An 18,736-nucleotide genomic window follows, 5' to 3' on the forward strand; every position below is an offset into this window, starting at 1 on the left:
AGGGATTTTTAAAAGGATTTTTTATGGGTACTGCTTTTCCTGAAACGCTCTTTTTAGGCGAAACATATATTGTTTATGGTTTAGGAAATAGCGGCACACACACCGTTAAAGCCTTGCTTTCAATGGGGGCCACTGTTTTTGCATGGGATGATTCCGAAAATTTCAAACCCAAAGAATGGGAGGAAGCACTCTCTGGATCTGAATTTTCACAATTATTTCTTTCTCCTATCACTGCCTTTCCTTCCAATGCCAAGGCACTCATTCTTTCACCTGGTGTTCCGCATACATATCCAAGCCCGCATCCTATCGCTTTACTTGCCAATAAAAATAATATTCCCATCATTTCCGATGTGGAGCTTTTTTACCAAGCGGTTCGAAAATCTGGCTCTAAGGCTCATTTTATTGGGATTACAGGAACAAATGGGAAATCCACCTGTACAGCTTTAACAGCCCATCTTTTAAGTCAAGAAAATAAAGAAGTTATTGCTGGTGGAAATATCGGAAAATCCGTCTTTGCTCTACCTCTTTTTGGCGATACAGGAATCTATGTGATCGAAATGTCCTCCTATATGCTGGAACGGCTTCAATCTTTTCAGCCAGATGTCGCTGCATGGACAACTTTTTCACCAGATCATCTTGATCGCCACTATGATCTTCAAGGTTACCTCAAAGCAAAACGAAATATTTTTAATAATCTTACGCCGTCAGGTCTTGCTGTTTTTGGGGAAAAAGAAGCATGGAGTCTGGATGAAGTCTCTCTTCTTCAGGATAGATCCATCCGTTGTGAATTTGCACAGGCCTTTCCGGCAAGTAAAATGCCTCTTGCACCGCATTTACCTGGCCAGCATAACTATCACAACCTCGCTTTATGCCTCTTTATCGCCAAATTTTTTGGCATTTCAGACGAAGCCATTGCCAATGGCGTTCAAAGTTTCAGAAATCTACCCCACCGTCTTCAAATGATTGGACATGTTGGAAAAATTTCTTTCGTCAATGATAGTAAAGCGACAAATTTTGAAGCGGCCCTTCCTGCACTCACGGCATGGGATGATATTTTTTGGATTATGGGCGGTATTGCAAAAGCCAATGGTATTGAAGGTATCGAAAAAGTTGCCTCGCACATACAGCATGCTTTTGTTATCGGTAAAGATGCGGCACGACTTTCAAAAACACTTGCCAAAGCAAAAATACCTTATAGCCTTTGCAACTCTCTAGAAGACGCAACAAAAGCGGCTTATGCTCAAGCCAAAGAAGCTGGAAAAGGGGTTGTTCTACTTTCTCCAGCTTGTGCAAGTCAGGATCAATTCAGAAATTTTGAAGAAAGAGGCCATGCTTTTGCGGCCTGTTGCGCTAACATTGCCTCTAAGTCTGAGTCCACACAAAAGGACAATGTCTAACAGATGAATAAACTGACAAAATACTTTCAAAATTGGTGGACAAGGGAAATTGATTACTGGTCTCTTGCCTGTATCTTTGTCATTACATGCTTTGGCTATGTTCTCATGCTTGCTGCGAGTCCAGCCGTTGCAATCCGCATTGGTGCACCTCCGCATATTTTTATCATTAAACAAACCGGTTTTTTGCTTGCCGGCTGGATTTTAATGCTCAGCGTTGCCCTTTTACCCCAGCGTATCATTCTAAAACTCGCTTTTGTTGGAACGGTTTTGGGAATTTTAGCCACGGCTTACACGCTCGTTCACGGTATGGATATTAAAGGAGCTAGAAGATGGATTAGCCTGCCTGTGATGTCTATTCAGCCTTCCGAGTTTCTCAAGCCCTGTTTTGCCGTCACAACGGGCTGGATTTTAAGCCTCTGTGCGCCGGATGCTTCCCTCAAAACACAATGGAAATATTGGGGACTTTCTATTAGTCTCTTTCTTATCATTGCTTGCCTTCTCGTCTTACAACCAGATATTGGAATGTTGAGCGTTATTGCGGGTATTTTAGCTGTAGAATTCTTTATTGATGGTATTTCACTTGCTTTCTGCGCCCTTATGGGGGCAATTGCTGGCTTTGGCTTCTTTTTAGCCTATACATTCCTGCCACATGTTCATTCACGCGTTGAACGTTTTCTTCATCCGCACAACGGCGATCATTATCAGGTTGATATGTCCTTACGGGCTATTCGAAATGGCGGCATTTGGGGAATGGGACCTGGTGAAGGCGAAGTCAAAAATCTACTTCCAGATGCCCATGCTGATTTTATTTTTGCTGTTGCTGGTGAAGAGTTTGGACTGATTCTCTGCCTCATTATTATCGCTCTTTTCGCAATTTTAGTTATCCGAACTTTACTCTCTCTCATTAAAAAGAACTGCAAGTGGGAAATCCTTGCCTCTGCGGGACTTGTCTCTGGATTTGGGTTTCAAGCTTGTGTCAACATGGCATCCACCGTTAATCTTATTCCAACAAAAGGGATGACATTGCCCTTTATTTCCTATGGCGGAAGCTCCATTCTTTCGGTAGGACTAACCCTAGGCATGCTACTTTCTCTTGCCAGAAGAACCATTGCCGTTGACGCTTTTTCAGGACATTCATCTGAGAGTAAGTTACCGTGAACAAATCTGCTCCAAATATTATCCTCGCTGCTGGTGGCACTGGCGGACATCTTTTCCCGGCAATGAGTTTAGGGAAAGCGCTTGAGGAAAAAGGTTTTAACCCTGTCTTTATGATAGATGAGCGTGCCAGACAAAAATTCGAAGAGACAAATAAATCAGGCTGGACTTTCTACGTCATTAAATCCGGTGGCATTGTTGGTAAAAATCTTTGGACACGTTTGCAAGGGGCTTTCCGACTATTTTTAGGTTTAATACAAGCTGCTTTTATCCTTTGGCGCTTAAAACCTAAAGTCGTCATTGGCTTTGGAGGATATCCTTCCCTGCCGCCATTACTGGCAACAAAATTGCCTTTTCTTAGGAAAACATTACGGATTATTCATGAGGGGAATGCCATTGCAGGAACGGCAAATCGTCTCCTATCACGCTTAGGCGCAACAATTTGCCTTTCTTTTCCGCAAACAAAAGGTTTCCCAGAAGAAAGGCACACGCAATTTGTTGGAATGCCTATCCGCCATGAAATTGAGGAAATTCCTTATACAGCTCCCTATCATGCGCCAAGCTTAAACGAGAAAATTCATCTTCTTATTGTCGGTGGATCTTTAGGAGCCGCGGCCTTTTCCACCCTCATTCCACAGGCGCTTTCTCTTTTACCGGAAACTCTCAGAAAAAGGATATCTATCAGCCAGCAAGCTGGTGATGAATATCTTTTAGAGCTGACGCAACTTTATACTTCTTTAGGGATTACGGTAAAAAAAATCTCTCCTTTTTTTGATGATATGATTGATCAAGTCAAAGAGGCGCATTTAATAATTGGACGTGCAGGTGGAGCAACTGTCGCCGAAATCATTGCAGCAGAACGCCCTGCAATTTTTATTCCCCTACCAGCAGCTGCGGCAGATGAACAAACACGCAATGCCGAATTTTTATCTTGTAGAGAGGCTGGATGGATTATTTCTCAAAAAAAATTGACGGAAAATCCTGAAAAGCTCACACAATTACTACAAGATATTTTAGAAAGCACAGAGATTCTCACACAAACCTCTCACGCCTTGCATCATCTATCACAACCGCAAGCCACACAAAGATTTGCTGATTTCATCCTTTCAAAAATTTCTGAGCCATCAACCACATCCGAGCTTACATGACTTCTATTTTTTCTTCTTCTAAAAACGCAATCTCACCACAGCCATTTGGGCGTCCCTCCCTTCCCTTTTCTGTTGGAATTCTACATTTTGTGGGGATTGGCGGGATCGGCATGTCTGGTATTGCAGAGGCCTTTCATTTGCTTGGATACCAGGTTCAAGGAAGCGATCAAAAAGAAAATGCCAATACAGAACGTCTTAAAAAATTAGGCGTCCCGGTCTTTATAGGACATCAAAAAGAACATGTGACAAAAGCGGATGTCGTTATTGTCTCAACAGCTATCCCTGCTGAAAATCCAGAAATAAAAGAGGCCCGTCAGCGTCTGCTCCCTATCGTAAAACGTGCAGAAATGCTTGCTGAATTAATGCGCCTTCGCTGGTCGATTGCCATCGGTGGAACGCATGGAAAAACGACAACAACCAGTCTTATTGCTGCTGTACTGGAAGAAGGAAAACTAGATCCAACCGTTATTAATGGCGGAATCATCGAGGCTTACGGCACCAATACAAGAATGGGAAAAGGCGACTGGATGGTTGCTGAAGCCGATGAGAGCGATGGCTCTTTTCTACGTTTACCCGCCGTTGTCGCCGTCGTGACCAATATGGACCCGGAACATTTGGATCATTGGGGAACTGCCGAGGCGATGGAAGCTGGTTATGATCAGTTTGTCTCCAACCTGCCTTTTTACGGTTTCGCTGTGCTCTGCATTGATCATCCAAATGTTTTAAAGATGATTCCACGCCTTTCAAACCATCGTATTCTCACCTATGGCTTTAGCCCGAATGCCGATATTCAGGGCATCAATGTCAAAGCAGATACGCATGGCAGTATTTTTGATGTTGTTGTCAAACGCCGTGATGGGTCAAAGCCACAGCAAATCGGCCCCTTCCATCTCAATATGTTTGGCCGTCATAATGTGCTTAATGCATTGGCTGCGGTTTCCGTTGCGATGGAAATGGATATCCCACCGACAGTCCTTCAAAAATCTTTTGAAAAGTTTAAAGGGGTTCAGCGTCGCTTTACACGTGTCGGCAACTGGAACGGTGCCGAAATTATTGATGACTATGCCCATCATCCAATTGAAATCCAAGCTGTTCTCGAAGCTGCACGACAGGCAGGGGCTAGACGCATTATTACCGTTATGCAACCACATCGTTATTCCCGTATCAAAGAATTATTTAATGATTTCTGCGCATGCCTCATGAAATCTGATATCGTGATGATTAGCGATGTTTATGCCGCAGGGGAAAAACCGATTAAAGGCGCTGAAAAAGATGATCTTATTGAGGCGCTTAAAATTCAAGGACACCGCCATGCGATCCCCTTCTCCTCGGAAGAAGAATTACCTTCCCTTATCTATAAAACCGCAAAAGAAGGTGATTATGTCATGTGCTTAGGGGCTGGGACAATCACAAAATGGGCGCATGACCTCCCGGAACAACTAAAAAACTTTTCTTCTAAATAGGAAACCATTCTGATGAGCGGTAAAATCTATGAAAATTTTCCTTTAGGAAAACGGAGCTGGTTTGGTACTGGCGGACATGCTGAAAAAGTTTTTATCCCAGATACACTTGAAGACCTTCAAAATTTTCTTAAGAATTCTCCTGAAAATACTTTAATTGTCGGGGCGCTTTCCAATACCCTCGTCCGGGATTCAGGGGTTAAGGAAACCGTTATCCGTTTAGGAGGCGATTTTCGAAATTACTCGTTTGACAAAGACGGGGTTATTGTCGGTGCAGCCTGTCTTGATATGACGCTTGCAAGTGCGGCAGCGGCAGAAAATAGATCCGGATTAGAATTTCTGTCTGGAATTCCCGGAAGTCTTGGTGGTGCCATTGCTATGAATGCAGGGGCATCGGGAAGTGAAATGTCTCATATTCTTGACTGGGTAGAGGTTCTTCTACCTAGCGGTAAATGTGCTATTCTCTATCCACATGAAATCCATCTTTCTTACCGGCACTCCGAATTGCCACAAGGGGCTATTGTGACACGAATGCGTTTACACGCCCCTCAAGGCAATCATGCTGACATTTCTGAAAAAATGAAAGCGATTAAGCTGCACCGTACAACAGCTCAACCAAGCAAGGTAAAAACAGGCGGCTCAACCTTTAAAAACCCTGAAGGCCATAGCGCTTGGAAACTCATTGACGAGTCAGGATGCCGTGGCAAACGTCGTGGCGATGCCATGATAAGTGAAAAACATTGTAATTTTCTCATTAATCTCGGAGAAGCGACCTCTAAAGACCTTGAATTTTTAGGGGATGAAGTCATAGATCTTGTCCAGAAAAAATCAGGTATTACGCTTCAATGGGAAATTAAGAGAATAGGTCAATGATGACATTCAATCCACCAATCCATATTGTTGTCCTTATGGGCGGCGCTAGCAATGAAAGAGAAATTAGCTTTTCAAGTGGCAAAGCCGTTTCACGTGCCCTCTCAAAAGAGGGTTTCACCATCACGGAAATTGATGCAAATATTTCGCCTTATGCGCTTGTCCATCAGCTTGAAAAACTAGCTCCTACTGCTATCTTCAATGCGCTTCATGGTGGAGATGGCGAAAATGGTGTTATCCAAGGTTTACTAGAACTTTCAAAAATTTCTTATACACATTCTGGTGTATTAGCCTCTGCGGCATGCTTTGATAAGAAAATCTGTAGAGATATTCTCATTGCCAATGGCCTTCCTGTTCCCCCTGGTCGTCTTCTTTCCCAAGAGGAACTTAAAGAAAAAGCGCCTTTTGAGGGAGGCTATGTCATTAAACCTGTTGCAGAAGGCTCTTCTTTTGGCGTTTCAATTTTTCAAAAAGACGATCCTAAAAAACGTGAAAAAATTGCCTCCGAATGGCATTATAATTCTGCCATTCTTGCGGAATCCTTCATCCCAGGACTGGAATTAACCGTTGGCGTTCTTGACAATAAAGCCTTAGAGGTCACAGAAATTCGTCCACAGAAAGAAGGCGACTTTTATAGCTTCGATGCCAAATATAGCCCTGGAGGCTCTCAGCATATTTTACCTGCACAAATTCCTGAAAATATCCGTCAAAAAACCTTTAAATTTGCCTTAAAAGCCCATCAAGTCTTAAATTGCGCAGGCGCAACAAGAACAGATTTTCGCTTTGATCCCAAGACAGGTACACTTGCTATCCTTGAAATTAATACACAGCCGGGCCTGACAGATACCTCTCTCTTGCCTGAACAAGCAAAATTTGCTGGTATTAGTTTCTCTGAATTATGTAAATGGATGATTGCTGATTGTTTAAACCGGTCAAAATCTCTCCCTGAGCATTTTCCCAAGGTGCAGGATATTTAAGGCGTATCAAACGATTTAAATCTCTCATGCCGAACATCGTTCTTGCAAGGAGCTCTCATAAATGAAGCAATGGCGTAGCAAGCTTGCAATTATTTTTCTCGTTGCTATGGGATTTTCCATTTGCTGGTTAGAAGACCCTGCTTTTGAAAATATGGGAATCCAACTTTTACATCAGTTAAGAGAAAATTTTCACAGCACAACCGATGTTATCAATCCTAAAATTGATACGGTTGGAATTCAAGGACGCCATCTTACAGATCAAAGCGATATTTTTGAGGCTCTTTCAAGCAATTCAGACAGTGAAATTCGTAATTTTTCTGCTGCCGCTGTTCGTGAAAAGCTCTTAAAACTCCCCTTTGTTGAAAATGCTATTGTGCAACGGGCACCTTTTAGCAAAACCGTTACGGTAACGCTTTCCGAACATTCTCCTATTGCAGTATGGCAAACCAAAAAACAGCTTTTACTTGTCGATATAGATGGAACAACCCTTCCACCACGGCAAGATTCCCGGGTTGATCGTATTTTACAGAAAATGCCATTAATTGTCGGAGATGATGCTAATTTAGCCGCAACAAACTTTATTCCTCTCTTTAATGCCTGCCCAGATCTCAAAGACAAAACAACAGCTCTCATCCGTATTGGTAAACGACGCTGGGATGTGATTTTAAAAACAGGGCAAACCGTAAAACTTCCTGAAACAAAAGAAAGCGCCGCCTTGCAACGCTTCTCTTTTGCAAATAAAAAACTAAAACTTACAGAACGTCCTATTTCTGTTATTGATCTTCGGCTACCTGACCGACTAGTATTGCGCATACCGAATAAGACAGAGCAACAGAAGCTTGTAAAAGAATCTCTTAGTCTTGAATAAATAATTACTTATCAATAAAATGATAAATTAGTATTCACTTTCTTATTACTTTCTTTTGGGATCTTTTCTGGGAATGAAAGAGTAAATAACGCCTAACTATGAATGATTCTCTCTCCCCTTTTTTATCCAAGTCCAAAATAAAACCTGCTGAAAATGCAGGTAAGTGGGCTTTGCTGAAAAAAAGAAAGTTTCAGGCCGCTATTGATATTGGCTCGAATAAAATTACCTGTCTCATAGGACGTGCCTCTCATAATGAGAAAGAAAAAGATACAATTGAAATTCTTGGCTGTGGGTGGGTAAAGTCAGAGGGTATTGCCTCCGGGGACATTGTCAATGTCCCCGTTGCACGCAAAGCCATTCTATCTGCCTACCAAGAGGCCGTAAACCAAGCTGGCTTAACACCAAAAAGAAAAGAGATTGCTATCAATCTCTCTTGCGGTGATCCTTATTCGCATTATGTCTCTTCTTCTGTCACGCTGGGTGGTGAGGAGGCTTCCAGCCGAGAAATTAAGCAGCTCCTTGAGGCGGCAAAAAGAAAATGCAATCAACATAAAGATCGCTTAGTGCGCCTATTTCCTATTTCCTATGTCATTGATGGCCATACAGAAATTGAGACACCCATTGGCCAGCCATGCTATTCTCTTGATTCAAAATTTTTGGCAGTTCTCTCCTCAGATCAGCCCTTCCGTACGCTTAATAAAAATCTTGAGCAAAGTAATATTTACCCCTCCCCTTACTTGCCAGCGGCCTTTGCTTCCGGTCTTGCCGTTTTACAACCGCAAGAACGTGATTACGGTACCCTTGTCATTGACCTCGGCGCAGGAACAACATCGTGGGCTTTTTTCTTACGGAATAAGCCACATGGTATCGGCCAAGTTAAATGGGGTGGCAATTATATTACACGTCTTCTAATGATTGAATTCGGTATTAAAGTCGAAACGGCTGAGAAATTAAAGACACGCTATGGCTGTCCACGATTTGGATTGGAGGATGAAACAGAAATTTCTCTCCCAGAAGGTTCTAATAAAAATAATAACCGTGTTCAGCGTTCTGAGATTTCTTCGCTCATTTCGACGCATATACGCAAAATTCTTTCTTTGGTTTTTCAAGATATTTCTGCTCTTCCGGGCATTATTAAAAAAAATGCCCCTCCCCCTTGGAAGCGAATAGTGCTAACAGGGGGGGGGTCCTTACTCGAAGGAATCGACAATGAGGTAAGTGCTATTTTTAATGCACCTTGCCGCCTTGGACGGCCTGACAATGCGAAAGGCATCCCAGCTAAAATGCTTGGATTTGCGCCTTCTTTTGCTTGTGCTGTCGGCTTATTAACATGGAGAGTAGGCGCAGATCGTAATTTTGGCCATATCGGATTGCAGGGGATACAGCGTGATGATGGGCCAATGGAACGAATTCTTCGCTTTATTCAAAATGCAGAATAGGCCAATATGTTTTAAGCAGAGTAAATCTGTATTTTTTTCAGTTTTTTTGACCAAGAGTTTCAACCATGTGTCTTGAGCTTATATCTCCTCCCATCGGTGCTGACAACGACAGTAATAATCCAAATAGCAAAATCCAGCCGGATGCTGCGCGTATTATGGTTATGGGCGTTGGCGGTGGTGGTGGAAACTCCGTCAACTTCATGATGGAGCAAGGTGTGCAAGGCGCAGAATTTATTCTCGCCAATACGGATATGCAGGTTCTTCTCAAATCAACCGTGCGAGATCATATTCAGCTTGGGCCGCATGAAACACGCGGCCTCGGTGCCGGTGGAAAGCCTGAGGTCGGAGAACTTGCCTCACGTGAAGTTGAAGATGAAATTGCACAACGCCTTAAAGGGGTTGACCTTCTTTTCTTAACTGCTGGTATGGGGGGCGGTACAGGAACAGGCGCAACACCTGTCATTGCCGAGATTGCACGAAAACTTAATATTCTAACCGTTGCCATTGTGACAAAGCCTTTTGCTTGGGAAGGCCCTCAAAAAGCAAAAATGGCAGATGCAGGTATTAAACGCCTTCGTGAAAATATTGATACCTTAATTGTTGTTCCAAATGAGAATTTAGAAAGCATTGAGCCTGACCGTGACCTGACAATGGAAGAAGGCTTTGAAATGTCTAATCGGGTTCTTTTAGATGGCGTCCGCAATGTTACGGAAATTCGCCAATCTGTTGGACGAATCAATGTTGACTTTAGAGACTTACAGACCACCTTAGAACAAGGCGGTATGGGACTTATCGGAACTGGTCGAAGCACGCCAGACGATCCAACAGAAGAGCGTGCCATTCTGGCGGCAAACCGTGCGATTAACAATCCGCTCCTTGAACGCAGCAATATTCAAGGCGCACAAAAATTACTTATCCATATCAGATCCCGCAAAGGGGATTTGCGTATGAAAGAAAATACCAAAGCCATGCAACATATCCAGGAGGCTCTCAAGGGTGAGCTCCAAGGAAGTTTTATTAATGGTATTTTTGAAACTGATGATGTCGAAGAAGGTTGCGTTGAAATTTCAATTATTGCGACAGGATTAGATGCTGCTGAACTTCCTGCACCTGTAAAACCGGAAGTAACGACAAATCCTCCCCCATCGTACCCACCATTGCGCCCAAGCGGACCGCCTTATCCACCACAACCGCCAAAGGGAACGACATACCCGAATCATCCCTCTCCACAGCCCAAACCCGCTGCACCACCGATGCCTATTCCACAACCTCCAAAAGTTGAATCGAAGAGTTCCGGCGGACTTTTTGGCGGATTTGGTAACTTCTTTAAAAAACCCAGACAGCAAGTATCTGTAGCTCCCCATCCGGTAAAAACTGATAATACGGCATTACCTCAACGTCCACGTCGGGACATTGATGATGTCAAAACCCCAGATGGAGCGGGGCCAAAAACACCTGATTACCTGAAGTAACTTTTCTTTTTTTGTTGTTGCCAATATTTTAAACTGTTCCTTAGAAAATTATCTGAATATATGCGTTTAGCCAGCTCTTTTGTCCCTCCCTCCCCTCTTCAAGCCACCATTGAAGAGGATTTCTTCTTTGAGGGGGTCTCCCTGCATTCTGGAAAAGAGTGCAAGGTTTCTCTTTTTCCCGGGAGAGAAAATGGCGGTATACGCTTCTATAATGAGGATTTTCCTCAGGCTGGATTTTTCTCCCTGAATCCAGAATGTTTATTGCCCGGTAATTTAGCGACAATTATTGCACCACCCGCTTATCCAGAAGCACGTATTTCCACAACAGAGCATTTTTTGTCTGCTTTATGTGCTTTTGAAATCGACAATATCGATATTCATGTTTGCGGGGGTGAAATTCCTATTCAGGATGGATGTGCTGATTTTTTTATACATCTTCTCCAAAAGATCGGCCGCAAAAAACAAATGGCAAAAAGAAAATGGATTAAAATCCTAAAGAAAGTTGAAGTATCTCATAACGATGCAACAGCTTCTCTTTTTCCTTCCGATACACCGTCATTTCATATTTCAATTGATTTTCCTGCCCCGGCTATTGGTAAGCAAGAAATGTCATGTTTTTTAAATCCTGATTTTTTTGAAAAAGAAATTGCTCCAGCGAGAACCTTTGTTACTGCCGACCAGTTGGAACAACTTCGAAAAATGGGGCTCATTAAGGGTGGAAACCTTGCCAATGCCTTAGTGGTTGATAATGACAAAATCATTAACCCTGAAGGAAAGCGCTATGAAAATGAATTTGCACGTCACAAACTTCTTGATGCTATCGGAGACCTTTATTGCGCAGGTCTCCCCCTTTTAGGAGCTTTCAAAGGGCATAAAAGCGGCCATAATCTTAACCGTATGCTTCTTCAAAAAACCTTTGCTGATACCTTAAATTATGAAATTATAGAAGATCCCTCTTTTATCTCTTCCAACAATATTTAAGAGACTAATCCTGTTGTGATGAAAAAAAATGCTCTCAAGGATAATGTTTTTTTCTTTCAAAAAAAACACTTTCCTTGCGCTCTTTTTCTTTTAACAACTTTCAGTATGGGTTTAGTGGGCTGTGCTGGAGAGGAAAAAGATGAAGCGCGAGAGAGATTTGCAACCCATCATTTAGATGCAGAAGCGCTCTACAATTACGGGATTGATGCGCTCCGGGGCGGACGATATAAACTCGCCAGTACGCAATTTGAACAACTTCAAAAAGAATATCCTTATTCTGGATATGTTGCGAATGCAGAACTTATGGAAGGTTATGCCTATTATTTGCATGGAGACTACCCACAATCGGTTCAACAGCTAGAACGTTACCTACAGCTTCACCCGACTAGCCCTGATGCCGCTTATGCGTTTTATTTACGTGCTCTTTGCTATTATGAGCAAATTGCGCCTGTCAGTCGAGATCAGCTTGGAACAGCAGAAGCGATGGAGGCCCTTCAAGAAGTTGTCACCCGTTTCCCAGAAACCTCTTATGCACGAGACGCACAGTTAAAAATTGACCTCTGCCGAGACCATTTAGCCGGAAAAGAGCTCATGGTCGGACGTTATTATCAGCATCAAAAACAATATCAGGCGGCTCTTGGGCGTTATCAAAGGGTTGTACAAGACTTCCAAACAACAAACCATGTGCCAGAAGCCCTCGAACGTTTGGTTGAAATTAATCTTAATTTAGGTCTCCTCGGAGAAGCACAAATGGCTGGGGCTGTTCTTGGTTATAATTACCCGGGAAGTGTCTGGTATAAAGACGCTTATGACCACTTAAAACATCGGAAAGATCTTCTCCCACCGACAGATTCTTCACGACATGTGAATACAGGACAAGGATCAGGACTGCAGGTTTCTGAAAGTATTGCTGCCACTAGCCTCTCTCCGCTTGCCAGTAGCGGGAATAAGATGACAGGGCAACGCCCACCGCTCAATCTTCCGGGAACACAATCCGTCTCTGAAAGCTTCTCACCTTCCGGTGGCTTATTTACCATCCTTGGCGGTGGACTTTCTGATGGTCTTGACTGGTTCTTCGATCTTGCACCGCCACCACCAGGATCTCCTGAGGAAGCGCATAATATTGCTTGGGACGCTGCGCATAAACCAAAACCCAAAGAACGAACAAAGAAAAACGCCGGAAAACGTCTTGCGCCGCACCCTGAAAATAAACTTGTGCCAACAGCAGCACAGGAGATCAAACCCAAACAAACCTCCCCAATGACAGAAAATACACACACAGAGGGAACACCTAAAAAACAAGAGGAACCTGTAAAATCAAGCACACAGCCAAAAAATTCTCTTAATCAAACGCCTGTTCCTTTCATGCCAATGGAACCCATTACGGCGACACCAAATGTTCAGACGCAATCTTTAGAAAATCTTCCACCTGCGCCGACAAATGAAAATCCACAATACGAAAATTTGCCACCGCCCCCTGCACCGCCTCCCGCCACTGGGCAAAAGCAACAATATGAAAATCTACCCTCACCACCAGAAGAGCCATCTTCTTCAGAAATACCAACAGAACCAATGACTTCTTCTGCCGCTGCAAATTCATGGGATCAAATGATTTCTCCAGATGAAAAAACAGCACATGAAAATCTTTTAAAATCCAATGAATCAAAGAAACAAAAAAAATCAAATTAAAAGCTAGTCATTCCCCTCTAAGAACAGTTAAAATCTAAAGAATGCTTTCCTCTCTTTCTGTCCGTAATATTTTACTTATTGAATCCTTGGATCTTTCTTTTAAGAAAGGTTTAACCGTCCTGACAGGTGAAACGGGTGCTGGAAAATCTATTCTGTTAGAGACGCTTTCGCTTTTACTCGGCGCGCGTGGCAGTGCCTCTCTTATTCGTCCTAAAGCGGACCAAGGCACAATTTCCGGCGCTTTTGAAATCCCCAAACAGCATCCTGTTTGGCAGAAATTAGAAGAGCATGGAATTTCAATAGATTCAGATGAAGATTGCTTTCTCACGATACGCCGTATTCTCGAAAGAGATGGACGCTCTCGTTCTTTTATTGCAGACCAGCCTGTCAGCCTTACGCTTTTAAAAGAGATAACCTCTTCTTTAATGGAAATTCAAGCACAACATGCCCAAATCCGTTTAATGGATCCCTCTGTTCATCTTGAACTTCTTGATCTCTATAGCGATCATGAAAAACTTAAAAAAAATGTCCGAATGACATGGGATGCGTGGCAAACTATTTTAGAAAAACGCAACAATCATCTTAATGAAATTGAGAAAATCACACGTGAAAAAGAATGGTTAGAGCATACAATTGAAAGCCTTGAACGTCTTTCTCCTCAACCAGAAGAGGAAAAGGAACTCACAGCACTTCGCCTCTCCCTTCAAAATCAAAACAAACGTGCTGAGGCGGTTTCACAAGCAGAGCGTGAGTTACGTGGCAGCGGAAAATCTCAAGGTGCCTCCGCGGCAGTAAGAAATGCTATGCGCATTTTAGAACGTTTAAGCCCTGTCGCAGATATAAAAGAGGCCGAAGCGGCACCGGAACTTTCAGAAAATACTTGGGAAGTCAAATCTTCTGAAATTTTGACAGCTTTGGAAGAGGCTGACAATGCACTTGCCGAGGCCGAAAATCTTTTAAATTTTCTTGGGAATGATTTAACAACAGATACCCATCTTCTCGAAGAAACGGAAGAAAGATTATTTGCCTTGAGGGCAGAGGCGCGAAAACATAATATCAATGTTGAAAATTTAGCTAATTTTCTTGAGGAACTGCAGCAAAAACTCTCTGCGATTGAAAATGCGCAAACTTATCAGAAAAATTTAGAAGAAGAACTTCTCCTCTGTGAAAAGAAATATCATCAATCAGCAGATAGACTTACAGAATCACGCCTCAAAAGTGCAATTTCCCTAACGAAAACCGTTAATAAAGAACTGCCTGCGCTCAAACTTGAAAGCGCCTTTTTTGAGGTTAAACTCTCTGCATTACAACCAAAAAAATGGGGTTCTCACGGCAAAGATTCTATTGTTTTTACGGTCGCTCCTAACCCTGGTCTTCCCGCAGCACCACTTGGAAAAGGGGCTTCTGGCGGTGAGCTTTCAAGATTATTATTGGCGTTACATGTAACCCTTGCCGAAAAGGAATCAACAGGATGTCTCATTTTTGATGAGGTTGATTCTGGTGCTGGCGGTCCAACAGCAGCAGCCATTGGGAGCCGTTTGTATCGTATCGGTCAAAAAAGACAAACATTGGCTGTAACGCATAGTCCACAAGTTGCCGCTTGCGGGGATTTTCACTATCGCATCACCAAAACACCAAAATATGGTTCAACCATAACAGAAATTTCCCCTCTTTCCTCAGAAGAAAGGCTAGAAGAAATTGCCCGCATGCTAGCGGGGGCAACAATTACCACCTCTGCCCGTGAAGCGGCAAAAAGTCTCCTAAGCGGATCTCAATCATCATGACCTATAAAAAACCTGATCCCTTCATTGTACAGCAATATCAAAACCTTGAAGAAAAAATTCATCGTTGGAATCAAAAATACTATCAGGAAGATGCACCGGAAGTTTCTGATGCAGAATATGACAAAAAACGCAGGGAGCTTGTTGCTTTAGAAGAAAAATACCCTGCATTAAAAACAAAAGATGCTGTTACCGATCACATTGGTGCTGCACCGCAAAGCAGATTTCCAAAACATATCCATAAAGTGCAAATGCTTTCCCTCGGAAATGTCTTTAATGCAGGAGAATTTTTAGAATTTACAGAACGTGCACAGCGTTTTCTTGATTTAAGCTCTGATGATATAGCTAATTTAAGCCTTGTAGCTGAGCCAAAAATGGATGGTCTGTCGATCAGTATCACTTATGAAAAAGGTCTTCTTACCCGTGCGGCAACACGTGGAGACGGAACAACGGGAGAGGATGTCACAGCCAATATCCGTGTATCAAAAGTTGCGCCTGAAAAACTTCTTGCGCCAGCTCCTGACTTTTTAGAAATAAGGGGGGAAATTTATATGAAGAAATCTGATTTTCTTCACTTAAATGACCGACAAAAAGATCTCAAGAAAAATATTTTTGCCAATACGAGAAATGCTGCCGCAGGCTCTTTGCGCCAGCTTGATCCTGCAATAACAGCTTCTCGCCCTCTTTCTCTTTTCGCCTATGCTCTCGGAGAAGGACAAGAAAAAGCCAATATTTCAACACAGGCAGAACTGCTTACAAAATTGCAAGCTTGGGGTTTTTTAACAAATCCCCTTTCTAAAATCTTAACAAATCCTAAAGAAGCCGAGGATTATGTTAAAGATCTCTCGGACATGCGCCCTGATTTAGATTACGATATTGACGGTATTGTTTTTAAGATCAATGACCTTCAACTTCAAAAAAGATTAGGCTTTTCAGGTAGAGTGCCGCGCTGGGCAACCGCTTGGAAATTCCCGGCTGAACAATCCGTCACGAGAATAAAAAATATTGAGATCCAAGTGGGACGAACGGGCGCCCTGACACCTGTTGCGAATTTAGAACCTGTTAATGTCGGCGGTGTTATCGTCAGCCGGGCAACACTCCATAATGAAGATGAAATTAAACGCCTTGATGTCCGTGATGGAGATCTTGTTTTAATTCAGCGTGCCGGTGATGTCATTCCACAAATTCTTTCTCGGATTGAAAACAAAACAGCAAAACCTGAAATACGTTCCAATCCCTTTGAATTTCCAAGAACTTGTCCTATTTGTCAGGCTCATACCCAGCGAGAAGAAGGAGAATCCGTTTGGCGCTGCATGGGCGGCCTCACCTGCCAAGCACAGGCAGAAGGCCGACTGGTTCATTTTGTTTCACGTGATGCCTTTAATATTGATGGACTTGGCGAACAATCCATTAAGTTATTTTTTAAACTTGGCTATCTTGCAAAGCCAGACGATATTTTCCATTTAGAGGCCAAAAAAGACGAAATCTCTGCGCTTGAAGGCTGGGGAAAACAATCTGTTGAAAAATTACTCATAGCCATAAATGATCGACGTAAGATCCCTTTGAAACGCTTTATTTATGCGCTTGGTATTCGTCAAATCGGTCAACATAATGCCGCTATCTTAGCGGGACATTATGAGACCTATGAAAATTGGAAAAAATCGATGCTGAAAGCTGTCGATAGTACAGCACCAGAGCATCAGGAACTTCAATCTATTCTAGGTATTGGCCCGCTTAATGCAGAGGCCCTGATTGAATTCTTTTCAGAAGCGCATAATCACTCTGTTCTTCAGGGGCTTGAAAATGCCATTGAAATTACAAGTGAAGAGGCGCAATCTGATCTTGGTGCTTTATCTGGTAAATCAATTGTTTTCACGGGTTCTCTTCAAACAATGACACGAAGTGAAGCGAAAAATACAGCACAGCGTTTAGGCGCTCGTGTTTCCGATAGCGTGACATCTAAAACTAGTCTCGTTATTTTAGGAGAAAAAGCGGGATCAAAAGAAACAAAAGCCCGCAAACTTGGCATTAAACTTCTATCTGAAGAGGAATGGCTAATTTTTTTGAAAACAGAAGATTTGACGCTTCTAGAAACAAAGACTCATTCATGAGTCTCTTTAGGAATATGGAAGAAAACTCCTATGAACGCTTTTTTAAGTAATCCTCTTGCTCTGGGTCTTACAGGTTTATTTGCAATGATTGCCCTCATTGGACTTTCAATTCTTATTGCCTTGTCTGAAATTTCTTTTGCTGCGGCAAATACCGTCCATTTAAAATCCTTAGCGCAAGCCGGGAATATTAAAGCAATCAATTTCTTAAAACTTCGCCAAAACAGCGGTAAAGTGCTCACTGTTCTGCAAATTTGCTTAAATGCAGTCGGTGTTTTAGGTGGTATTATTGGGGATGCCATGATCGGTCCTTCTCTTGCTGAGGGATTGATGAGTCTTGGTCTTAAGCCTGTTTTAAGTAATCAAATTGGGGGTGTTACTGCCTTTATTTTTGTTACGGCTCTATTTGTTCTCTTTGCGGACCTTCTCCCCAAACGTATTGCAATGAATATTCCTGACAAAGTTGCGCTCTCTGTCGGATGGTTTCCTGCCTGGGCTTTGATTGCATTATATCCGTTTGTCATTGTCTTCTCATATCTTTCCGATTGGCTCTTGCGTGTTTTTAAAATTCCAGCAACGGCAACCCATCAAGTTACACCAGAAGATCTCAAAGCTATTCTTATCGAAGGCGTTAATGCCGGTGCCCTTTCAACAGATGAACATCAAATGATTCAAAATGTTCTAGCACTGCAATATCGCTCCGTCCCTTCAGCGATGACACCACGTGATGAAATCATTTACTTAGATGTTCAAAAAAGTTTGGAAAGCCAGCGTCCTCTGGTTCAGAACCATCCCTATTCCCGTTATCCGCTTTGTTCCGGAGGGGTTGATAAAGTTATTGGCTCTATTCGCTCCGAAGATGTCTTAGCTGCTGTTGTAGATGAAACGGCAGCAAAACAAGAAAAGGGAAGATATGGTCTTGAAGCCATTCGGAGAGATGTTCTTTCACTGCCTGACACTTTAAATCTGTGGGAGGCTTTAGCCCAGTTTGAAAAAAATAATACAGGTTTCGCCCTGATTATTAATGAATATGGACTTGTTGTCGGTATCATTACCTATAAGGATATCCTTGGTGCTCTAACACAAGGCTTAGCGAATCCTTTTGAAGAACAAGTTATCATCCAAAGAAATGAAAATTCTTGGCTTGTTGAAGGCGGTGCTCCAACAGGCGATGTCTCAAAGGTTCTCGGTATTAATTTGCCAGAGGCAACAGAGCTTTTTGAAACAATTGGTGGATTTGTCACGCATAAATTACGTCGTACCGCCCGAAAAACAGACCGCATCGAAGCCGCTGGCTTCCGATTCGAGGTCGTTGCCGTGGATGGTTTCCGTATTAGCCAGCTCTTGGTCACACGGAGTTCTATTCCAGAAGACGATGCAGAATAAAGAAA

Annotated in this window: 14 protein-coding genes; all 14 read left to right on the plus strand. The window is 42.7% G+C overall.

The features are described 5' to 3' along the window. Positions 1-23 precede the first annotated feature (23 nt). The 14 genes from murD (at position 24) to FAI41_00765 (ending at position 18,731) form a co-directional block, all read left to right on the plus strand. Positions 24-1,397 carry a UDP-N-acetylmuramoyl-L-alanine--D-glutamate ligase gene (gene murD, locus FAI41_00700; protein ID QCE32224.1) on the plus strand — a complete coding sequence of 458 codons (1,374 nt, stop codon included), beginning with the start codon at positions 24-26 and terminating at the stop codon, positions 1,395-1,397. Positions 1,398-1,400: 3 nt separating this feature from the next. After that, entirely contained in the window at positions 1,401-2,555 is a 1,155-nt protein-coding gene (locus tag FAI41_00705; protein ID QCE32225.1) for a cell division protein FtsW, read from the plus strand. Beyond that, entirely contained in the window at positions 2,552-3,700 is a 1,149-nt protein-coding gene (gene murG / locus FAI41_00710) for an undecaprenyldiphospho-muramoylpentapeptide beta-N-acetylglucosaminyltransferase (GenBank protein QCE32226.1), read from the plus strand. Before FAI41_00705 ends, murG begins: the two co-directional genes overlap by 4 nt. After that, on the plus strand, positions 3,697-5,163 hold the full coding sequence (locus FAI41_00715; GenBank protein ID QCE32227.1) for a UDP-N-acetylmuramate--L-alanine ligase: 1,467 nt from the start codon (positions 3,697-3,699) through the stop codon (positions 5,161-5,163). The genes murG and FAI41_00715 overlap by 4 nt, the downstream gene beginning before the upstream one ends. Before the next feature lie 12 nt (positions 5,164-5,175). Then, positions 5,176-6,033 (plus strand): UDP-N-acetylmuramate dehydrogenase, encoded by an 858-nt coding sequence (murB, locus tag FAI41_00720; GenBank protein ID QCE32228.1) that lies wholly within the window; start codon positions 5,176-5,178, stop codon positions 6,031-6,033. A gap of 17 nt (positions 6,034-6,050) precedes the next feature. Next, positions 6,051-7,007 (plus strand): D-alanine--D-alanine ligase, encoded by a 957-nt coding sequence (locus FAI41_00725; GenBank protein ID QCE33743.1) that lies wholly within the window; start codon positions 6,051-6,053, stop codon positions 7,005-7,007. A gap of 61 nt (positions 7,008-7,068) precedes the next feature. Next, on the plus strand, positions 7,069-7,875 hold the full coding sequence (locus FAI41_00730) for an FtsQ-type POTRA domain-containing protein (protein ID QCE32229.1): 807 nt from the start codon (positions 7,069-7,071) through the stop codon (positions 7,873-7,875). Between the two features lie 98 nt (positions 7,876-7,973). Then, the gene (ftsA, locus tag FAI41_00735) at positions 7,974-9,314 is read left to right on the plus strand and encodes a cell division protein FtsA (GenBank protein ID QCE32230.1); all 1,341 of its coding nucleotides are present in this window, start codon (positions 7,974-7,976) and stop codon (positions 9,312-9,314) included. 65 nt (positions 9,315-9,379) lie between these two features. Continuing rightward, complete coding sequence (ftsZ, locus tag FAI41_00740) at positions 9,380-10,786, plus strand: cell division protein FtsZ (protein QCE32231.1); 1,407 nt, start codon at positions 9,380-9,382, stop codon at positions 10,784-10,786. A 60-nt stretch (positions 10,787-10,846) separates the two neighbouring features. Further along, entirely contained in the window at positions 10,847-11,767 is a 921-nt protein-coding gene (gene lpxC / locus FAI41_00745; protein ID QCE32232.1) for a UDP-3-O-[3-hydroxymyristoyl] N-acetylglucosamine deacetylase, read from the plus strand. Between the two features lie 18 nt (positions 11,768-11,785). Beyond that, positions 11,786-13,456, plus strand: a complete 1,671-nt coding sequence (locus FAI41_00750; GenBank protein ID QCE33744.1) for an outer membrane protein assembly factor BamD — start codon at positions 11,786-11,788, stop codon at positions 13,454-13,456. Between the two features lie 41 nt (positions 13,457-13,497). Continuing rightward, positions 13,498-15,240, plus strand: coding sequence for a DNA repair protein RecN (gene recN, locus FAI41_00755; protein ID QCE32233.1), 1,743 nt, complete (start codon positions 13,498-13,500; stop codon positions 15,238-15,240). Next, on the plus strand, positions 15,237-17,348 hold the full coding sequence (gene ligA / locus FAI41_00760; GenBank protein QCE32234.1) for an NAD-dependent DNA ligase LigA: 2,112 nt from the start codon (positions 15,237-15,239) through the stop codon (positions 17,346-17,348). The genes recN and ligA overlap by 4 nt, the downstream gene beginning before the upstream one ends. Positions 17,349-17,378: 30 nt before the next feature. Continuing rightward, positions 17,379-18,731, plus strand: coding sequence for an HlyC/CorC family transporter (locus FAI41_00765; protein QCE32235.1), 1,353 nt, complete (start codon positions 17,379-17,381; stop codon positions 18,729-18,731). Positions 18,732-18,736: the final 5 nt, after the last annotated feature.

This window comes from Acetobacteraceae bacterium (genome assembly GCA_004843165.1).
GTDB lineage: Bacteria > Pseudomonadota > Alphaproteobacteria > Acetobacterales > Acetobacteraceae.

Coding starts and splice junctions, on each gene's coding strand:
- murD (QCE32224.1), top strand. CDS start 24: ATGGGTACTGCTTTTCCTGAAACGCTCTTTTTAGGCGAAACATATATT.
- FAI41_00705 (QCE32225.1), top strand. CDS start 1,401: ATGAATAAACTGACAAAATACTTTCAAAATTGGTGGACAAGGGAAATT.
- ftsZ (QCE32231.1), top strand. CDS start 9,380: ATGTGTCTTGAGCTTATATCTCCTCCCATCGGTGCTGACAACGACAGT.
- ligA (QCE32234.1), top strand. CDS start 15,237: ATGACCTATAAAAAACCTGATCCCTTCATTGTACAGCAATATCAAAAC.
- FAI41_00765 (QCE32235.1), top strand. CDS start 17,379: ATGAACGCTTTTTTAAGTAATCCTCTTGCTCTGGGTCTTACAGGTTTA.
- ftsA (QCE32230.1), top strand. CDS start 7,974: ATGAATGATTCTCTCTCCCCTTTTTTATCCAAGTCCAAAATAAAACCT.
- recN (QCE32233.1), top strand. CDS start 13,498: ATGCTTTCCTCTCTTTCTGTCCGTAATATTTTACTTATTGAATCCTTG.
- FAI41_00730 (QCE32229.1), top strand. CDS start 7,069: ATGAAGCAATGGCGTAGCAAGCTTGCAATTATTTTTCTCGTTGCTATG.
- murB (QCE32228.1), top strand. CDS start 5,176: ATGAGCGGTAAAATCTATGAAAATTTTCCTTTAGGAAAACGGAGCTGG.
- FAI41_00715 (QCE32227.1), top strand. CDS start 3,697: ATGACTTCTATTTTTTCTTCTTCTAAAAACGCAATCTCACCACAGCCA.
- lpxC (QCE32232.1), top strand. CDS start 10,847: ATGCGTTTAGCCAGCTCTTTTGTCCCTCCCTCCCCTCTTCAAGCCACC.
- FAI41_00750 (QCE33744.1), top strand. CDS start 11,786: ATGAAAAAAAATGCTCTCAAGGATAATGTTTTTTTCTTTCAAAAAAAA.